This is a genomic window from Bacillus sp. BACIII, from assembly GCF_057836745.1.
Map to the genome: position 1 here is coordinate 1,748,674 of NZ_CM174437.1, position 18,765 is coordinate 1,767,438.

General features: G+C 46.0%; 22 protein-coding genes. 6 read left to right on the plus strand and 16 right to left on the minus strand.

Going from position 1 to position 18,765, the window contains the following annotated elements; genetic code table 11:
- Positions 1 to 17: 17 nt before the first annotated feature.
- The 6 genes from ACXN9U_RS08170 (at position 18) to ACXN9U_RS08195 (ending at position 4,499) form a co-directional block, all read left to right on the plus strand.
- Positions 18 to 1,334 (plus strand): APC family permease, encoded by a 1,317-nt coding sequence (locus ACXN9U_RS08170; protein ID WP_489202416.1) that lies wholly within the window; start codon positions 18 to 20, stop codon positions 1,332 to 1,334.
- 284 nt (positions 1,335 to 1,618) lie between these two features.
- The gene (locus ACXN9U_RS08175; RefSeq protein WP_032874614.1) at positions 1,619 to 2,236 is read left to right on the plus strand and encodes a DUF47 domain-containing protein; all 618 of its coding nucleotides are present in this window, start codon (positions 1,619 to 1,621) and stop codon (positions 2,234 to 2,236) included.
- A 12-nt stretch (positions 2,237 to 2,248) separates the two neighbouring features.
- Positions 2,249 to 3,247: an inorganic phosphate transporter gene (locus ACXN9U_RS08180; RefSeq protein ID WP_044802872.1), complete on the plus strand. Its 999-nt coding sequence runs from the start codon at positions 2,249 to 2,251 to the stop codon at positions 3,245 to 3,247.
- Between the two features lie 107 nt (positions 3,248 to 3,354).
- Complete coding sequence (locus ACXN9U_RS08185) at positions 3,355 to 4,107, plus strand: type II toxin-antitoxin system SpoIISA family toxin (RefSeq protein ID WP_060962999.1); 753 nt, start codon at positions 3,355 to 3,357, stop codon at positions 4,105 to 4,107.
- Positions 4,107 to 4,277, plus strand: coding sequence for a type II toxin-antitoxin system SpoIISB family antitoxin (locus ACXN9U_RS08190; protein WP_003154807.1), 171 nt, complete (start codon positions 4,107 to 4,109; stop codon positions 4,275 to 4,277). Before ACXN9U_RS08185 ends, ACXN9U_RS08190 begins: the two co-directional genes overlap by 1 nt.
- Before the next feature lie 96 nt (positions 4,278 to 4,373).
- The gene (locus ACXN9U_RS08195) at positions 4,374 to 4,499 is read left to right on the plus strand and encodes a hypothetical protein (protein ID WP_141228459.1); all 126 of its coding nucleotides are present in this window, start codon (positions 4,374 to 4,376) and stop codon (positions 4,497 to 4,499) included.
- Positions 4,500 to 4,535: 36 nt separating this feature from the next.
- Here the strand turns inward: ACXN9U_RS08195 and ACXN9U_RS08200 are convergent, their stop codons facing one another.
- From ACXN9U_RS08200 to ACXN9U_RS08275, 16 genes are all read right to left on the minus strand, one after another.
- Complete coding sequence (locus ACXN9U_RS08200) at positions 4,536 to 5,414, minus strand: N-acetylmuramoyl-L-alanine amidase (RefSeq protein ID WP_489202417.1); 879 nt, start codon at positions 5,412 to 5,414, stop codon at positions 4,536 to 4,538.
- Between the two features lie 13 nt (positions 5,415 to 5,427).
- Positions 5,428 to 5,691, minus strand: a complete 264-nt coding sequence (locus ACXN9U_RS08205; RefSeq protein WP_016936430.1) for a phage holin — start codon at positions 5,689 to 5,691, stop codon at positions 5,428 to 5,430.
- 13 nt (positions 5,692 to 5,704) lie between these two features.
- Complete coding sequence (locus tag ACXN9U_RS08210) at positions 5,705 to 5,968, minus strand: hemolysin XhlA family protein (RefSeq protein ID WP_003154815.1); 264 nt, start codon at positions 5,966 to 5,968, stop codon at positions 5,705 to 5,707.
- A 51-nt stretch (positions 5,969 to 6,019) separates the two neighbouring features.
- A complete protein-coding gene (xepA, locus tag ACXN9U_RS08215) occupies positions 6,020 to 6,820 on the minus strand; it encodes a phage-like element PBSX protein XepA (RefSeq protein WP_060965050.1) in 801 nt (266 codons plus the stop codon).
- Between the two features lie 51 nt (positions 6,821 to 6,871).
- Positions 6,872 to 7,036 carry an XkdX family protein gene (locus ACXN9U_RS08220; protein WP_060963001.1) on the minus strand — a complete coding sequence of 55 codons (165 nt, stop codon included), beginning with the start codon at positions 7,034 to 7,036 and terminating at the stop codon, positions 6,872 to 6,874.
- The gene (locus ACXN9U_RS08225) at positions 7,036 to 7,368 is read right to left on the minus strand and encodes an XkdW family protein (protein WP_060963002.1); all 333 of its coding nucleotides are present in this window, start codon (positions 7,366 to 7,368) and stop codon (positions 7,036 to 7,038) included. The genes ACXN9U_RS08220 and ACXN9U_RS08225 overlap by 1 nt, the downstream gene beginning before the upstream one ends.
- A 20-nt stretch (positions 7,369 to 7,388) precedes the next feature.
- Entirely contained in the window at positions 7,389 to 9,122 is a 1,734-nt protein-coding gene (locus tag ACXN9U_RS08230) for a hypothetical protein (protein WP_060963003.1), read from the minus strand.
- A 2-nt stretch (positions 9,123 to 9,124) separates the two neighbouring features.
- Positions 9,125 to 9,397: a hypothetical protein gene (locus tag ACXN9U_RS08235; RefSeq protein WP_016936435.1), complete on the minus strand. Its 273-nt coding sequence runs from the start codon at positions 9,395 to 9,397 to the stop codon at positions 9,125 to 9,127.
- Entirely contained in the window at positions 9,394 to 9,972 is a 579-nt protein-coding gene (locus ACXN9U_RS08240) for a YmfQ family protein (protein WP_060963004.1), read from the minus strand. The genes ACXN9U_RS08235 and ACXN9U_RS08240 overlap by 4 nt, the downstream gene beginning before the upstream one ends.
- A complete protein-coding gene (locus tag ACXN9U_RS08245) occupies positions 9,956 to 11,002 on the minus strand; it encodes a baseplate J/gp47 family protein (RefSeq protein ID WP_060963005.1) in 1,047 nt (348 codons plus the stop codon). Before ACXN9U_RS08245 ends, ACXN9U_RS08240 begins: the two co-directional genes overlap by 17 nt.
- Entirely contained in the window at positions 10,995 to 11,420 is a 426-nt protein-coding gene (locus ACXN9U_RS08250) for a DUF2634 domain-containing protein (protein ID WP_060963006.1), read from the minus strand. Before ACXN9U_RS08250 ends, ACXN9U_RS08245 begins: the two co-directional genes overlap by 8 nt.
- Positions 11,421 to 11,563: 143 nt before the next feature.
- Positions 11,564 to 11,830 carry a DUF2577 family protein gene (locus ACXN9U_RS08255; protein WP_060963007.1) on the minus strand — a complete coding sequence of 89 codons (267 nt, stop codon included), beginning with the start codon at positions 11,828 to 11,830 and terminating at the stop codon, positions 11,564 to 11,566.
- Positions 11,830 to 12,807: an XkdQ/YqbQ family protein gene (locus ACXN9U_RS08260; RefSeq protein ID WP_016936441.1), complete on the minus strand. Its 978-nt coding sequence runs from the start codon at positions 12,805 to 12,807 to the stop codon at positions 11,830 to 11,832. Before ACXN9U_RS08260 ends, ACXN9U_RS08255 begins: the two co-directional genes overlap by 1 nt.
- Positions 12,808 to 12,820: 13 nt before the next feature.
- Entirely contained in the window at positions 12,821 to 13,480 is a 660-nt protein-coding gene (locus tag ACXN9U_RS08265) for a LysM peptidoglycan-binding domain-containing protein (protein WP_016936442.1), read from the minus strand.
- On the minus strand, positions 13,473 to 18,596 hold the full coding sequence (locus ACXN9U_RS08270; RefSeq protein ID WP_489202418.1) for a transglycosylase SLT domain-containing protein: 5,124 nt from the start codon (positions 18,594 to 18,596) through the stop codon (positions 13,473 to 13,475). The genes ACXN9U_RS08265 and ACXN9U_RS08270 overlap by 8 nt, the downstream gene beginning before the upstream one ends.
- Positions 18,584 to 18,736, minus strand: a complete 153-nt coding sequence (locus ACXN9U_RS08275; protein WP_015239684.1) for a hypothetical protein — start codon at positions 18,734 to 18,736, stop codon at positions 18,584 to 18,586. The genes ACXN9U_RS08270 and ACXN9U_RS08275 overlap by 13 nt, the downstream gene beginning before the upstream one ends.
- Between the last annotated feature and the right edge of the window lie 29 nt (positions 18,737 to 18,765).

An 18,765-nucleotide genomic window follows, 5' to 3' on the forward strand; every position in this document is an offset into this window, starting at 1 on the left:
ATCTGGAGGGAAAGGATATGCAGATTGAAGAAAACGGACTAAAAAAAGAGATCGGCCTTACCATCGCCCTCTCACTTGTTATCGGCACCATCATCGGTTCCGGCGTATTTATGAAACCAGGCGCCGTGCTTGCCTACTCCGGTGATGCAAAAACCGCGCTTATCGCGTGGCTGTTAGGAGGCATTTTGACGCTTGCAGGCGGCTTGACCGTTGCGGAAATCGGCACTCAAATTCCGAAAACGGGCGGACTTTATACATATCTTGAAGAAGTGTACGGCGAATTTTGGGGCTTTTTGTGCGGCTGGGTGCAAATCATCATTTACGGACCCGCGATTATCGGAGCAATCGGCTTGTATTTCGGCTCTTTGATGGCGCACTTGTTCAATTGGGATTCCGGCTGGTCTAAATTGATCGGAATTGCAGCCGTTTTGTTTTTAAGCATCATTAATATTATCGGAACGAAATATGGCGGCATCGTCCAGGGAATTACGACGGTCGGCAAATTGATTCCGATTATCTGCATGATTGTGTTCGGTCTTTGGAAAGGCGATCAGCATATTTTCACAGCCGTCACAAGCAGCATGTCGGAAATGAATTTCGGCGCTGCCGTACTGGCTACCTTGTTTGCCTATGACGGCTGGATTCTGCTTGCGGCTCTCGGCGGTGAAATGAAAAACCCGGAAAAACTTCTCCCGAGAGCGATGACGGGCGGACTTTTGGTTGTCACCGCCATTTATCTTTTCATTAACTTCGCACTGCTGCACATTCTTCCCGCGACCGACATTGTCAAACTCGGTGAAAACGCCACAGGCACCGCTGCCGGAATGCTGTTTGGCGGCATCGGGGGAAAATTGATCAGCGTCGGGATCATCGTCAGCATTTTCGGCTGTTTAAACGGAAAGATTCTCGCTTTTCCGCGTGTCTCGTTTGCAATGGCGGAACGGAAACAGCTGCCGTTTGCCAGACAGATTTCACGGGTGCATCCGACGTTCCGCACTCCTTGGATTGCCGTGTCATTTCAGATCGCGCTGGCCATTATTTTTATGATCATCAGCAATCCCGATAAACTGTCTGAAATCTCTATTTTCATGATTTATATTTTTTACGTCATGGCCTTTTTCGCCGTTTTCATCCTAAGAAAAAAAAGCGGCGGAAAACCGCGCGCCTACAGCGTGCCTCTGTATCCGGTCATTCCTGTTTTGGCCATAGCGGGTTCACTGTTTGTGCTGATCAGCACGATCATTACAGATACACTGAGCTGCGGGCTTTCCATCTTGATCGGTCTTGCCGGACTCCCGCTTTATTTTTGGCTGAAAAACGGCAGAAATGACTGACAAAAACGGTTCCTTTTACGGGAGCCGTTTTTTTTCGGCAAAATCACGTGCAAAAGTTGACAGCAAATTCACATCTTTTGTTATACTTTTTAAGCAAGAGGTCTGAATTCGAAGTATGTTACGTTTTTTTGGCAAAGTGGGTAACATAAGAAAAACAGGATGAGACACGTTTTTACGAAAAAATCAAGAGGCGTTTTTTTCGACTTTATCTGTTTTTTTTCGACAAAAGGCTATATAATAATTTGATGTGTGCATTGTCTCATTCAAACAATGGAGGGTTTTTAATGATAAAAAGAAAAAAAGATAAGTTCTCACTCCTTTTAACAGAAATCGCAAAAAATATAGATGAAACTGCAGAGTATTTTGTGAACTTTAAAGTCACAAACCAAACAACACTTAAAGAATTTGCAGATACGTTAAAAGAATACGAAACAAAAGGTGACAATCATGTTCATGTCATGATTAAAGAGCTTAACAAAGCATTCATCACTCCTATTGAACGCGAAGATATCCTTCAGCTGACAAACAGCCTGGATGATGTGCTTGACGGAATTGAACATTTCTCTGCCATGATGGAGATTTTCTCAATTACTTCATCAGACGAGCATATCGACAAATTCAGCGGATATATCAGAGAATGTGCGAAAGAAATTTTAATTGCAACTGAGCTGTTGGCAGAAAACCGCTTAAAGGACATTCAGCCTCACGCCATCAAAATTAAAGAGTATGAGCACAACTGTGACAACCTGCACAGAAAATCATTAAAAAATCTTTTCGGCCATGAAACAGATCCGATCAAAGTGATCCAATATCGTGAAATTTACGAAACGCTTGAAGAAATTGCTGACTCTTGCCAAAGCGTTGCCAATAATCTTGAAACCATCATTATGAAAAACGCGTAACGAGGGGTTATAATGGATACTCTATTACTTTTAACGATATTAATTGTCATTTGCGCTTTGGTATTTGACTTCATTAACGGATTTCACGATACCGCCAACGCAATCGCCACCTCAGTTTCGACAAAAGCGCTGAAGCCGCGGCACGCGATTATCATGGCCGCCATCATGAACTTTCTCGGAGCGATGACGTTTACCGGTGTGGCGAAAACCATTACGAAAGATATTGTGAATCCTTATACATTAGACAACGGATCGGTTGTCATTCTTGCTGCTTTACTCGCCGCAATCGTCTGGAACTTGATCACATGGTATTTCGGCATTCCAAGCAGCTCTTCACATGCGATTATCGGAGCGATCGCCGGTGCGGCCATTGCAGCATCAGGTTTTGCGACGCTTAATTATAAAGGGTTCATTAAAATTATCGAAGCACTTATTTTATCACCGATCATCGCCTTTGTTCTCGGCTTTATCGTCTATTCGATCGTGAAGCTGATTTTTAAAGACAGCAACCTGGCGAAAACAAATAAACGCTTCCGCAGAGTGCAGATTTTGACGGCTGCCATTCAGTCCTATACACACGGAACAAACGACGCGCAAAAAGCGATGGGTATCATTACGATGGCGCTTATGACGGCCAATTTACATAAAAGTGATACGATTCCTTTCTGGGTGCAGCTCTCCTGTGCCCTGGCAATGGGTCTCGGCACATCCATCGGCGGCTGGAAAATCATTAAAACCGTCGGCGGTAAAATTATGAAAATCCGTCCGGTAAACGGCGTATCTGCCGACTTAACCGGCGCAGCCATTATTTTCGGGGCCACGTTTATTCATCTCCCTGTCAGCACGACGCATGTCATTTCGTCTTCCATTCTCGGTGTGGGCGCTTCCCACCGCGTAAAAGGCGTAAACTGGGGAACGGCTAAACGGATGCTCATTACATGGGTCATCACCCTGCCGATTGCAGGTACACTCGGCGCCATCGCCTTTTTCATCTTAGATCTCTTTTTCTAATGACGGCATCCGCTTCTTTACAGAAGCGGTTTTTTTTGTGACAGGAAAATGATGTCATGACATAGAATGAACATAGCAGACCATTTTTCGAATTGTGAGGGATGCTCATGCTTATGTTTTTTCAGATTATGGTGTGGACGATGGCCGCCGCACTCATTTTATATGTGTACGCATCCTGGCGGTATGAGGCAAAGGTAAAAGAAAAAATGTTTGCCATCCGTAAAACGTGGTATTTACTATTTGTACTGGGCTCCATGGTCTATTGGACATATGATCCCGAATCGCTCTTTTCCGCATGGAGACAATATTTGATTGTTGCCGTCTGCTTTGCTCTTATTGATGCGTTTATCTTTTTGAGCGCATATATCAAAAAGCTCGCCGGCAATGAATTAGAGACGGACACGAGGGAGATTTTGGAAGAAAATAACGAAATGCTTCACTCCTATCTTGAAAAACTGAAAACCTATCAATATCTGTTGAAAAATGAACCGATCCATGTATATTATGGAAGTACAGAAGCTTATGCAGAAGGCATCAGCAGACTGCTGGCCGCTTATGCAGAAAAAATGAATGTCACGGCTTCATTGTGCGACTATTCGGCACAGTCGGATAAGGACCGATTGACGGAGCATATGCCTGATGCGGCAGACGTTCAGTCCCGCCTTAACCGAAAAGACGTCTACTATGATCAAAAGGGCAGGCTTGTGCTTATTCCGTTTACAGTCCAGGACCGCCATTATGTGATCAAACTGACGTCAGAAACCCTGTTGACGGAATTCGATTATTTGCTTTTCACATCGCTCACGAGCATTTATGATTTAATGCTGCCAATAGAAGAGGAAGAGGAAGGTGACGGATAATGGAGCAGGCATTTCAAAACGGGCAGCCGGAACAAAGAGCGAAACCGTTCAAAATGTTTAAAAAACGCTCAATGACAAGTATCGCAAGTTACCAAGTCAGCCCTCATACCGCCAGAATTTTCAAAGAAAACGAACGGCTGATTGACAAGTATAAACAAAAAAAAGCTTGATTACACTAAGGACAGGAGACACGGCTCTTGTCCTTATTCCTTTTTTCCTTATATTTCATATAATAAAATCAACAAAGAGATGCGACAGGTGATGATGTGAAGAAAATTGTAAGGCGTGTAAAGTTTGTGGATTACGGACGGTTCGGGCTTTCCGCTTATTCGCTGAGGATGCGGGCGAGGAGTCTCGGGCTATTGAACCGATTAAAAAAGAAGAAAGGCTGAATCCCGTAATGTGATCGGGACCCAGCCTTTTATTTTTTAAAGCTGCATCAGAATTTTCGCTTTTACAGCGGGACCGTAGATGCCGTCAGACGGCAGTCCGTTTACAGATTGGAATCGGGCCACGGCATTTGCGGTTTTCGGTCCGTAGATGCCGTCAATGCCGTTATTGACAGCTCCTTTTTCAGGGTAAAAATAAAGCGCGGCGAGCGCGTTTTGCACCTGGTATACTTTTTCACCGGACGTGTACGGCTCTGTCAGCTGAATCACCTCATCAGGAAGAGGATACAGTGCTTCAACCGGCGGGCTGACAAACAGCACTTGTCCGACTTTAATCAGGTTCGGGTCTGCGATGTTATTCCATTTCTGCAGATCAGCCACGCTGACGCCGAATTTTCGCGCGATGGCCGACAGCGTATCTCCTTTTTGAACAGTATACGTCTGTCTTTCCTCAGAACCGATTCCCGCTTTAAACTCGTCCCATGTATCCAACAGTCTTCTCGGGCAAAGCTTTCCTGACCAATGTTTGTGCGCAACGACATTTGAAAGCGGGATGCCGTGCGACGTCATTAATGTGCGGATGAGCCATTGGGCGTTTGCCACGGCCTTTGAAAAGTTGCCGTCGGCGTTTTCACAAATTTCAATACCGATAGATTTGCGGTTGCCGTCCCCGTTTCCGTCTCCGGCATGCCAGCCGCTTTCGTTGAGCGGAAGATGCTGATAAATTTCTGTATCATCGACTGTGAAATGCCAGCTTGTCGGCGTATCGGGGTTTTTCACATAGTTTGCGTGACTTTTGGCGTTAGCGCCGGCTGCGGTATTGGCCGTATTGTGCACCGTAATGTAAATCGGTGTCATTGCATAGCCGGGGCGGTTATTGTTTCCTTCCGGGATAAAATCCTGTGTGATTTTCACCATGTTCTCATCTCTCCTATTTCGATAAATTGTTTATTTTTAATAAAGCCTGCTGTTTTTTCCCTTTTGCTGTGACGTAATTGTTTTTAAACCAGGCTGCGGCTGTCGTTACGATCGTAAAAACGGCCGACCCGGCGGCATACAGTGTATCTGCAAGCTGGCTGACCTGGTCCTCCTGAATATCAAGCGGCGATTTGCCGAACATCAGCAAAGTCTGGTTTAATAAAGCAAGCAAAAGAAGCACCGTCCTGACGACCGTGCCTTTGTCCGCGAATTTCATATCGGTTTCCCCCTTACTTTTGCAGCAGATTGTACATGATGGCGATGGCTCCGCCAATGACGCCCGTGCAGATTGCTGTCACGATCGCTCCTGTAATGGTCCGCTTAATCCATGTTGTGTTTTCGTCAATTTTGTTCAGTTTTTCATTCAGCGTCATGATTTGCTGATCCTGCCGGTCGGATACCCGCTCTAATGCGGCCACCCGCTGTTCAAGCACCTTTTGTTCACCTTTGATGCCAGCGAATTCTTTTTGCACCGCTTGTTCATCCAGAAGCACTTCTGCTCCCCCCTCTTACATTGTTCTCACCTCCCTTCGGAAGCTTCATTCTTAAGAAAATGCCGTGCCTTTGACAGACAGGCTGCCACCGGAAATGCTCTTGATTTCCATGACGATTTCTTTAAAGCCGGCAATATCAAATAACCACACTTCTTCTGTGCCTGACGTGCCGGCGGCTGGGGTTCCGTCGTCAGATCTGATTCCCCTGATCGGCACATTTTTCCCCGAGATAGACCTTCCCCAAAACGCGACATGGCTCGACTCAGCCGTGCCGGTGATTTCGACGAGCAGTTTTTTCTCCTTATTTACAGAAAAAACAGCTCCTTCGGCGGTGCTTTCGGTCTGATGATGAAAAACAAAGTCGCTCTGGCTTTGATTAATGTCTACAGGTAAGGGCTTTGTTTTTTGCAATTGAATATCGATTTCTCCCGCACCAAGTGATTGATAAAGGACAAATTCAGATTGCTGCAAATTCCCGTTCACATATCGGAAACGATAATACCTTTTAGTAAGATACACCCATTTAGACGCAGAAAGCTCACCCGGAGCAACCTCAATTGCTGCAGTGGTTGACCATGAAAAGTTATTGTCACTTTCTTCAATAAACAGCGTGCCTCCGCGATCAGCATAGGCAAATCCTTTTACTTTAGAAATAAGCACTGCACCAAGGCGATCCTGTCCGTATTGATTGTAGACCTCTGTCGCTTTCAGAACCGAGTTAGTTAACAGCTCGGCCACGCCCGATAAATGAGATACAGGTGTTACAAAATCTGTTTTTTCTCCTCTGTAAGGCTTTACAGCACCTGCTTTTCCGCTCCGGTCTGCCGGAAACTCATATTGATATTTCACGATCATCATCCTCCTTTTTCTGTTTATTTCAAAAAAAACCAAAATAAAAAAGCCTTACATGGCTTTACCTGTGATCTCCTCATATTGATCGGACGATATCAGAGACTGACGAACCCCTTCTTGCAGATCTTCTATCGAACAGTCTTTATAACGCAAAGCTTGTTTAACCATATCTGTCGTCGCCCACTGATAATGAAGCGCCAGCACCCAAAAATTCATTATGCATTTTCTCCTTTCAATGATAAAAGTGTAAGCTTAACGTCTGACAGTGCATTTCCGAGCTTTCCGTTCAGCTCTTCCAGCTGCTTGCGCGCAAGTTTTTCCTTTGACAGCTCCTGTGCAAGCATTTCTATTTGATCAGCCGGCTCATATGGCGGATTTTTTTGCAGTTCCTCCCACCACGCCTCAAGCTGTTCTTTAGTAGGTATGGGAGCGTTGAGGTTCCATTGAGCTATATATGACGAAGTACCGTTCCCGTCATTTTGAACAATGAAGTCTTTAGTGGGATCTGATTTTGGATATTGATATAGAATTGCTTTCCCTATATTCATTATTTCCTCCCTGAGTTGCGTTAGTCTACTCTCGGATAGTTCAGTCCTCCGATTTCCTGTATATCAAAAAAATTAAACATCCCTTTTTGATCAGCTACACCTCTTTTCAGAGACATATCTCCTCCATAGTTGCAATAACAATAAATCTCTAAGTAATCACCTTTATTCATCGGGACTGTTGCATTGCCATTTAAGGATACATTCATTTCTGTTGAACTATTGTTGAAGTACCCCCTCAGATGATCAAGATTTTTATAATGCGTCCCATTTAAATATACCTTCACAAGAAAGTTAATATATGACGGATAATTAATCATATAAAGTCCGGTTCCAACCATATACATACCATCATTCGGGGCTATAAACCTATTATTATTTATATCAAACGCATTGTGGCTGTCCTTTATTTTTCTGTTAAATTTAATTTTCGTATGCTCAGTGCTGTCTAAATATTGAACACCAGTCGTTCCAATGTTAGCATGGGCAAACCCTGAAATTTTACTCCATCTTGTCCATCCTGAACCACTCCACCAATGTCGTAACCATACCCCCGTACTATTGAAATAAGTACCGGATTCATTACCCGTCCCATAAAAATATTGTGCGAATCTATAGTCGGAATATCTCTCGTTTTTTACTACTCCATAGGTAAGCGGATAACCAGTGGTGTTCCCTTGCCCTATATCCATCATCGTAATTCCCTTAGGATATTCATCGCCACCTGTTCTTGCATCAGTTATCGCGTTTGATCCAGTAATAATAGTGAGCCTATCATTTGAATAATTTTCTTGAACAAAGGATTTCGCTTCAAAAAGAGCTTTGTCTGCTTTTTTCTGGGATTCCGTTTCAGTCTCAATCTTATTCCATCCTTTAAACAAGCCGTCTGTATGAATGGTTGCCATCCAAAAGGTTCCGTCATAACTTTTGGATGCTAATATAGTTTTTCGGCCTCCATTGCCTGTTTCAATAACATCATAGTTATACCAAGACGCATCTCCTGCAACAGGATTATTTGTTACCACATTTCCTACTGCAAAATAGAGGCCAGTGGGCAATGTTAATAAATCAGTACCATCGGGGATCTTAGTTCGGAAGCCTTGGGCATCAGTTAATTTATATAACTGTGCATTATTCCATTTGTCCTTATCGGATTTTGTTACGTGAATATCTGTTTTATTAGCATGGGCATCTATCTTTGATTGCACATCAGTTGTAGACTCTATAGGATACCAATTGATTGCTGTTTGATTAGAGTTATAGTAAAACCACCATGCGTTACCCTTCACATCTACGGCATAACCATTACCTATTCCCGGCTGCCCCACTAATTGCATGCCGCGTAAGCTTGTATCTGATGGGTTGTCTGTTACTGCGTTGGTTCCGTAAAAAGTTACAGAACCAACGTCTTTTAACGAGTCATAAAACGAGCCGGAAGTTAAATTGATTTTTTGAGTGCCGTTATCGGCGGTGATTTTAAACAGCTGCCCGTCATTCCACTTCTGGCGCTCTTCCTTCGTCACATGCCGGTCCTGATCTTGATGGTGCTGGTCGAAATCTTTTTTTGCTGCCTGCTGGACGTTATCCACGTTTCCGAGGCCGATTTGCGCCTTTGTCGTTTTGTGCGGGTTGTTCATGTCATTTTTATGGGCCGCCAGATCCGTGTGTGCGTCTTTTATGCCTTTTTCCCAGCGGTTGACGTCATCTTCGTTAATCGGATCGTCCGGGAGCCAGTCTGTTTTTTCTTCGTAAGCCATCGTTACACCACCTCAAAAGTAAATCTTAAATCAAGCGTTCTGTTATTGCTGAGGTCCAAATTTGTTTTTCGTTCTGTGATGATGCTCCCTGTTTCGTCAAGCATCTGCACGGTTTCAATATGTTTAATGTCTTCTTCCCTGCGTGTGAGAACGGTGACTGCGGCATCTTTTACAGAAATGTCCGCAATCGGTGTTTCTTTGCCGTTTAACAGCACTTTTGTGATCCTGTTTTTCAAATCGGCTGCGGCACGCTGTCTATATGCGGCTGATATCATGGTAAGACCACCTCGTTATTGTTGAGTGTGACGGAATAACCGACCTTCAGTTCGCTGACTTTTCGGTATCTCCGATTGTTGAGAATGACCCGGTCTTTGATTTCCAGTGTTTCGTTTAATGCGGCTCTGAGTGTATACGCCAAATGAGCGGGTTTGATTTTTTCAAGCGTTTCAATCAGGTCGTTCATGTGCTGCAGGTCATCAAGCTCCATATCGGCATAAAAACGATATTCCCCCGGAAACATCCGAACGTAAGCTGACGGATGTTTTAAAAAACGGTTTAGCGCCTGTTCGATCGCTTGATGGGTGATGGGCGGAATATTCGACATCTTCGAGATCAGCCTGAGCCGTCTCATGTCTTCCGTGTCACCTGACTCCCGCGGTATTTTTAATATTTTTTCCCAGCGGTCAAGCCCCCACGTCGCCGTCGTAATAAAAAGCTGGTCTGTCAAATCGAAAATATCGTTATTCTGCCGCTCAAACTCGGGAGCTTCCGCCTCAAGAATTTCCGCCATCTCTTTTAATTGAGTTAAAAACGGCGGGAGGTATGCCGTCATCTCATCGAGTCTGCTCAAGGATTGTCACCTCTTTGAGTTTAGGAATTTCCACATCACTGAGCACAAGATTTTCCGCCGCACCGTTCATTTTGATATCTGCGTAGTCACTGACGGATGCCGCGTTATAAACGATGTTGTTAATTTGTGATAAGCGGACGGTGTTTTCTTCGAAGGCCATTTTCTTAAATAAATTCAGGATGCCTTTTTCAATCTCCGCTTTCACGTCATCGATCGAGCTGTTCAGCTCAGGCAGCACGGAAGCGGAGATTTCAATCTCTTTCCATACCGCGCTTTCCACTGTTACTGCAGCTCCGATCGGCGCCTGGCCTTCTCCCTGGCCTTCATCGGGATCAATATAATCCTTTACTTTCTTGATCAGAATATCTGATGCCGGTTCCAAATTCGCATTTGTGATGACAACTTTCACCGTTCCGTCTCCGTTCCAAAGCGGGAAGATTTTCGCTCTGCCGACACCGTCCACTTCTTCAGCCCACTGTTTATAATGCTGTTTATTTGCGCTGACTGCCTCCCGGCGGACTCGGGTAAAATATCGTGTCCTTAAGCTGCTGTCATCTTCTTCCTCACGGCCGGGAATTAATATATCGCCCATGACCGCTTTCTCAAGCCCGGGAATCGTATCAAGCGGCAGCAGATTTTGACCTGTAATGCCGGCATTCCCCGCTTCTCCGGCCGTTTCACATTCGAGCGTTCCATCCTCCGTATATTGAAAATACAGGTTATCGACGAAAAAACGGGAGCCTGTCGGAATGGTGATGCCCGCTGTGAATTCTCCGGCTCTGACCGCTTTTGTGGCAGGTGTTCGTTCAATTCCCGCTTCGGCAGCCCGCCTGTCCAAAAATTCTCCTTGAGCCGTATCGGAAAAAACAAGCTCCAGCACGGTATCAAGCCAAATATAAGACTTTGCGAGCTCAGCGGCCGCAGGCGCGAGCGCATTGTAAATGACGCTTCCTTCTCTCGTATCAATATCCGCCGTAATGCGCGCCAGCATTCTGTCCATAATGCCGTCAAACGTCTGAGCTTCAAACATCCTCTCCCAGCACCTCCTCTATCTCAAGCATGCCCTCATCCGCTTCAACGGTAAAAGAGACGATGAAGGCATCATCTTTTTTCTCAATCTCAAAATTGGCAACAGCCAAAATCCGGTCATCATACAGCAAGGCTTCTTCTATCAGTCTTGGAATCTCCATTTTTTTATAAGCATCCGTCGTGTTCTGATCAGAAAGCACTTCCTGCAGTTCATTCCCGATATCATGGCTGAAAACCGAATATGAATACCGTTCTGTGTGAAGAGCGATATAGACGAATTGTCTGATGGCGTCCAGTCCGTTTATCAGTTCATTGGTAATCCGGTTGTTTTCAAAATCAATTCGGTAGGTTTGTGAAGTTTCAATGGCCTCACTCGCATCCTCCAAATCTTCAAATTCGATTTCCGGTGTCAGGGCCATTGCACCCGCTCCTTTTTGATTTGTTCATGTGAAAAAGCCCTCTTCAGAAAATGAAGCGGCTTTAACAGGCTGATATCTTTAATACATTTCTGTCCAGACGGATGAATTTTCAAAGTCACACTCCCGGCATTCATCGAATGCGGTTAGATTTTATCCAGCACAAAAAAGGACTGTCCTCCTGTTAATGCGGCGGTCATCACCCGGTCTCCTGCCTGAAGCTGATCATCTTCCCCGGATTTCAGCCGCTTCGGCACAATGAGTGCATCAGACGGAATCAAAAGTTTGTCGTGATCTTTCAGCTTCAGCTCGAGCGGCGAAACCGAGGTCACTTCGGCCGTCATCAGCTCAACCGGCGCTTCGGCGTCTACCGCCCCGACGGCTAAATGTTTAATGGCATCGCTTAATCTCATCAGGATGTCCCCTCCGGAAGTGAATTTTTCTCCGTGACATCAATCGTCATGGTATGCTTTGTTCCTTGGAATTCATGGCGGTCCGTATCTACATAATAGGTTTTCTTCAGTCCGATTTCCGGAATTGAGATATAGACCGGCAATCCGCTTTCCAACCCCGGAATACCGATCGCCTGTATATTTTTCAGCTCTTTCTTAACGCCTTTTTTCTCAGCCTGCTTCACTTTTGCGCGCTGTTTCAGCTGGGCTTCGTTAATGTCGTCAGAAACCGTTTCGGTATACTGTAAAACGCCGAATGTTTTCATGCCCGCGCTGTCTGACGCGGAAGCTTTCACGGTTTTATCGTCTTTTTGCAGCCGCATGACGACACGGGTTGCGGTATCATCAATTGAGGTGCTGTATTGATACCCTGTAATATTAACTCCTGTTTCCAGCACCCAAATGTCAGACGGGTCCGGCCATTCACGCAAGCCGAGTCTGCCTTTTTCTGAATAGAGCTGATAATTGCGGCCCGTCTGGCTTTTTGTCTGTTTTAACGCTTTTAACATCATATCGTAAAGGCTTGTATCATTTTTGAAAACGAGTGATTTAATGGTATGCCCTGTGTTGGCAATGGATGTCACGGGAATTTGAAAATCGCTGGCGATCCTTTTTAATATTTGATCGGCGCGCTTGTTGGAAAACACATAAACGTCCTGGTTTTTCACAAGGTATTGGAGCATATCATATGCGGTGAAGGCGACGGTATGCTCATCCGGCGTTCTTGCAAAGACAATGCCGCGGAACAGCTCTTTTCCGTTCCATTTGAACAAAACCGTATCCCCTTCTGATACGCCGTAATACGTCTGGCTGCCCTGCTTTACGACAATTGTCGCTTCGATGGAGCGGGGCGCCTGATATCTGTGTCCTTCCAGCGTTACGCTTTCTGTGACAAGCTCAAGCCACTCCGTTTCTTTTATGACAAATAGTTCAATCATCTTCTCACCCGTTTCATTGCGGTATCTTTAGCTTCTGCCCCGGGAAGATCCAATGCCCCGGCTGCCGGATATTCCGTTTGCTGCGCTTAATCATGGCGGTTTTATTCGCGTTCCAGATTTTCCGCCACTCCGTGTGGTTTCCGTAAAACTTGCCGGCGATGTCCCAAAGTGTATCCCCTTTTTTGACGGTATAGGTTTTGGGTGAAGCTTTGGACGGGCGCTTCGCTTTCGTTTTTTTCTTTTGTTTGATTTTTCTTGGCGAAGCGGTTTTATATTCTTTCAGTACGATATCAAAATTCCGGTCGCCGATTTCATTGTCACCTTCGCTGTAATTGAAACTTTCAATACTGCATGTGACATTGATTTTTGTCCCTGTAATCAAAAACTGAACGGGTTTTTTCGCTTTCATCCATGTTTCAATGGCTGAAATGGCTTTTTCCGGTGAAGGAATGCTTTGATATTCGGCAATCGGGGTGTATCGTTTCGGAAAAAAAGAAGAGAACGAAATTTCTTTCGCTCCCGGTTCTTCAATAAACGTCACCTCTCCAAGACCCGTGACTTTCACGGAATCATTCTGCACGCTGTTTGCGATATCAATCGCTTCAGGGAGAACGGGAAGCCGAAGCTTGTCCTTCCCCTGTGACAGCCAAAATTCGTAAACAGATTTAGTCAAAAGCAACAGCCCCCTTTGCTCCGGTATAAATGTCTTTTTGCAGTTCATCAATCAGCGCCTGTTTGATTTTGGCGGCGAGGCTGTCGGCGTCCTGTCCGTTATGGAAATGCTGATCGCCGCTGAATTCGATTTTAATTTCTTTTGTTCCCGTTTTTTGAACGGTTTGTCCGCCGCCTTTAACAGCTGCGGATACCGTGCCGGCTGAAAGTGCCGCCGGTTCCGTCTGAGACGGATCGGACACTTCCATGCCGAGCGCTTGAGCCGCTTTTTGAAGCAGATAACGGCCGCGGATGCCCCGTTCTTCAGGGATGATCCACTCCCGTTTGTTCCCTTCGCCGACACGGGCGATCTGCTCCTTCGTAATCAGACCTCCGTTGGCATAACCGACGTATGGGCCGCCGCGCGCCATACTCTTAATCCCCGGCACATTGTTGATCGAGCCGTATCTGCTTTTAATATAGCCGATAGCGGCAGCGGCGTTGTGGATTGGATTTCTGATATCATTCATTCCCGGCGCTTTGTGAGATTCAAAGGTGCTCGGAATTGTCTGCATTAAGCCCTGTGACGGGTGTCCGGCTTTGGCGTTGCTGTCCCATAAGTTAATGGAATTAGGATTGCCGCCTGATTCATTCTGTGCGATCGTCATTAATCCGGGAAGCCAGCTGATCGGAGTATTGGTCGCTTTCATTGCGGCCAATAGCCACTCTTTGACGCTTCCTCCCGCTGCACCCATGCCGGAAAAGGCCGCTGCAAGCGAGCCTGCCTGTTTTTCGGCGTATTTTTTCACGTCAACTGAGCTGAGCCCTTTGACGACGCCGACTGAAGCAAAGCGTCCGAGACTCATCATGACACGGGAAGGAGAGTGAATATCAAGCTCTTCCCTGAATGCGTCCTCGACTTTTTTGGCCAAATCTTTGGCCGCCTGTTTGACTTCGCTTCCTTTCGCAGTCATCCCTGATACGAAGTGTCCGATCAGGCCTGACCCCCAGCCGTTCGCAGAATCTCTTGATTGCACAAACGGTTTATTGATGTGTGTGCTCACGTATTGCGCGGTTCCCGTATCTTTTGCATTCTGTCCGGCCGAAAATCCTTTAACTGTGGCGGTTCCCCACGAGGACGATTGATTGACCGCCGATTGATAAGGTGTTTTCACCTTTGTTTTTAAAAACGAATCGGTGCCCGTCTGTGACGTATTCTGACCTTTCACATAGCCCGCAACGACTTGCTTTCCGTAATCGGGCGAAGACGAAATGAGGGCGTTAAACGGCGTACTGATATTTTTCTCTTTCCAGCCGTCCATATCCACCGCTTTATTGCTGATCCCGCTGTCAAAGCCTTCTGTAAACTGTTTGCCGAGTGATGAAGCCGTCCCGGCAAATCCGGAAGCATCCATAGACGCAGCGGCCGATACAGACGCCGAAGAAGAAACACCGCCCGCTCCCGCCGGTGCAGCGGAAGACTGAGCCGAAGCCGCGCCCATATCGTCGACGACACGCATGCCGAGCTTAGACGCAGCTTGTGAAAGCAGCATTTTCCCGCGCCCGCGGTTGTTGTCAACGGGAATAACAAATTCTTTACCGGCTTCACCGATCCACGAAATGGTCGGCTTTGTAATGTAGCCGCCTGTGGCGTTTTTGTCCGGTTTTTTCTTTTTATCTCCGCCGCCTGTGACGAAGTCCATTACGCCTGAAATCAATTTGCCGCCGGTTTTATCCCAAATCTTTTTCACCCAGTCGAATGCTGCAGAAAAAGCATCTGATATGGCTGTTCCCACTTTTACAAGAGGTTCTTTTATATTTTTCTCAAACCAGCCGCTTAACCCTTTCCATATATCCTTTACCGTATCTAAAGCAGTCGTGAAAGCGTCTGATATTCCTTTTCCGACTTTCTCCACCATGTCTTTCACCGGGTTCCAGACAGTATCCATGAACCAGCCGGATACCGTACTGAAAACAGATTTAATTTTATCCCAAGCTCCTGTGATTTTACTCCAAATGGACGTCGCTACTCCGACTACAGCCGATTTTACGGGCTCCCAGACAGTGCTCATAAACCAGCCGGATACTGTGCTGAAGACACCTTGAATCGTCGTCCACGCATTCACGATATTTGACCAGATGCTTGTCGCCACTCCGACTACTGCCGTTGAAACCGGCGTCCATACATTCTCCATGAACCAGGATGACACCGTGCCGAAAATCCCTTGAATCGTCGTCCATGCATTCACGATATTTGACCAGATGCTTGTCGCCACTCCGACTACAGCCGTTGAAACCGGCGTCCATACATTTTCCATAAACCAGGATGAAACGCTTCCCCAAGTATCTTGTATTGTTGTCCAAGCACTTTGTGCCGCTTCGGAAATATCATTCCACGTGTCTTTCAGAGCCCCTGAATCAAAGGCCTCTCCTAAGCTGGAACCGCCTAAACTGCCGGCGATGCCGCCTACCGCGCCGCCAATTAATGTGCCCACTCCGGGAACAACGCTGCCTATTGCCGCGCCGGCCGCTGCCCCGGCAAGACCGCCTCCCGCCGAGCCGACTTTTTCTCCTGCATTATCTTTATTGATGCCGGCCAAATCAGTAAGTGACAACAATTCACCTATGCCTGGAATTCCTTTAGCGGCACCTTTCAACCCTTTCATACCGCCTTTCAGCGCCTTTGAACCTCCCAAGTCTTTCAAAAATGCGCCGATTCCTTTTCCTGCCCCTTTTGTTTTCGGCGTGTTTACAGATGCCTGTTTGCTTTCCTTTACAGAGGAGCCTCTTTTCGAAGATTTATTTCGCCCTTCGACTTTACTGCTTTTGCCCATTGTCACCCCGGTACAGCAGCAGCATCCCCCAAGGGCCCCGCCGGTTTTTTTGGCTGACTTTCCTGAAGATTTTGGCGCTGTTGCCGTGCGCTGTGAACCCTTTGTCAGATCAGGACGCTTCGGGCCGTTGGAGCCGCCGGCAGAAAGGCCGCCCTTACTCTTTTCTTTTTTCGTGCCGCCGCCTAATAATCCGCCGATATTGAGTTTGCCTAATTTTTCGGCGATGCCTGCGAATATTTTTTCTATTAATTCCCCGGCTTTTTCGATGATTTTGTCCGGGCTGAATTTCTCAAATTTCTTTGCAATCTTGCCGACAATTTTATCAACAAATGCCTCAGCTTTTTCGATGATCGCATCAGGACTGAACTTGCCGAACTTTTTATCAATGCCTCCGAACAGTGAGGATGTAAACTGCTCCACTTTTTCCAGAATCTTATCCGGATTGAGAAAATCGAATTTCTCAGAAATTCGGTCGATCGTGTCATTTACAAATTGTTCGGCGCGGTCGATTAGCTTATCAGGACTGAATTTACCGACAACGTCGTCGACTTTCTTCATAAACGAATCAGTAAAATGATCCAGCTCTTTCAATATGGCTTCCGGACTGAATTTGCTGACAACGTTATCTATCTTTTTCATAAATGAATCAGTGAATTTATCCAGTTCTTTCAATATGGCTTCCGGACTGAATTTGCTGACAACGTCATCTATCTTTTTCATAAACGAATCAGCGAATTTATCCAGCTCTGCTAAAATTGTCTCCGGGCTGAATTTACTTGCGATTTCATCCACTTTTCCCATGAATGACGTCGTGAACTTGTCCAGCTCCGCTAAAATCGTTGCCGGGCTGAATTTATTTGCGATTTCGTCCACTTTTCCCATGAATGACGTCGTGAACTTGTCCAGTTCGGTTAAAATTGTCTCCGGGCTGAACTTGCTCGCGATTTCGTCCACTTTTCCCATGAATGACGTCGTGAACTTGTCCAGCTCCGCTAAAATCGTTGCCGGGCTGAATTTATTTGCGATTTCGTCCACTTTTCCCATGAATGACGTCGTGAACTTGTCCAGCTCCGCTAAAATTGTTGCCGGGCTGAACTTGCTTGCGATTTCATCCACTTTTCCCATGAATGACGTCGTGAACTTGTCCAGCTCCGCTAAAATCGTTGCCGGGCTGAATTTGCTTGCGATTTCATCCACTTTTCCCATGAATGACGTCGTGAACTTGTCCAGCTCCGCTAAAATTGTTGCCGGGCTGAATTTGCTTGCGATCTCGTCCACTTTTCCCATGAATGACGTTGTGAACTTGTCCAGCTCTGCTAATATCGTTGCCGGGCTGAATTTGCTCGCGATTTCGTCCACTTTTCCCATGAATGATGTCGTGAACTTGTCCAGTTCGGTTAAAATCGTTTCCGGACTGAATTTGCTTGCGATTTCGTCCACTTTCCCCATGAATGATGTCGTGAACTTGTCCAGCTCGGTTAAAATCGTTGCCGGGCTGAATTTGCTCGCGATTTCGTCTGCCTTTTTCATAAAGTTTGCGGCGAATTTGTCCAGTTCCGCGATAATCGTTTCCGGATAGAACTTGGATGCGATGTCATTGACTTTTTTCATGAAGGTGTCTGCAACGGAATCAAGCATTGAAAAATCGGTTTTCGGCGAAGCAGGAGCAGCGGATGCAGAAGCTTTTCCGAAGTCCGGCATATTCTTTTGCATTGCAGCCAGCTGTGCTGTCACCTTTTCGTTTAACGATAATTGAATGACATTGTTTTTTCCCGTCAGCGAATCAATGCCCGCTGAAATTCGGCCGACTGTTTTCATGACATGATCTATGACGCGTATAGTGACGGAGTACCCGTTTTTTAACGCAGATTGCATGTAGCGTTTGATGCGTTCCATGGCAGGAGTCACTTCGTCTGACGCATACAGTGAAACGGTAAATCCTTTGAAACCCGCAGCCAGATTCCGCAATCTCTCAAATGCCGCTGTCGCGCTGTCTTTTGCTCCTATTTTAATGGTTAAAGACGCAGGCAGACCCGCTAATTGGGCTTGCACCTTTTGAATGACGGCACTGGCTCCGTCTTCAGCTGAAATAGAGATCGTTTGTGCGCCCAGCTTTCTTTTCATAGAGCGCTGAATGCGGTCAATTGTTCTTAAAACAGATTTACTCTCTTTGCGTATATCAATTTCACTTTGGCGTTTTGTCATTTTCCTGTATTTCTCAAGCGCTCTGAAGCCATTTTGGATTTTCCTTATTTTCTTTGAAACCCGATCTTCCAATTCAAAACGGGCGGTCAGCTTTGCCATGATGTCGCTCCCCCTTTCTTCGCTTGTTTTTCAAGAATGTCCAGCTTGTAACCGATTAAACCGTACAGCAGCGCCTTAAAATGCCTCGGTGCTTCATATAACTCTTTCAGTTCTGATGGAGAATAATGAAGCTCGTGCATCGCGTAATAAAGATACACGGCTTCCTTAT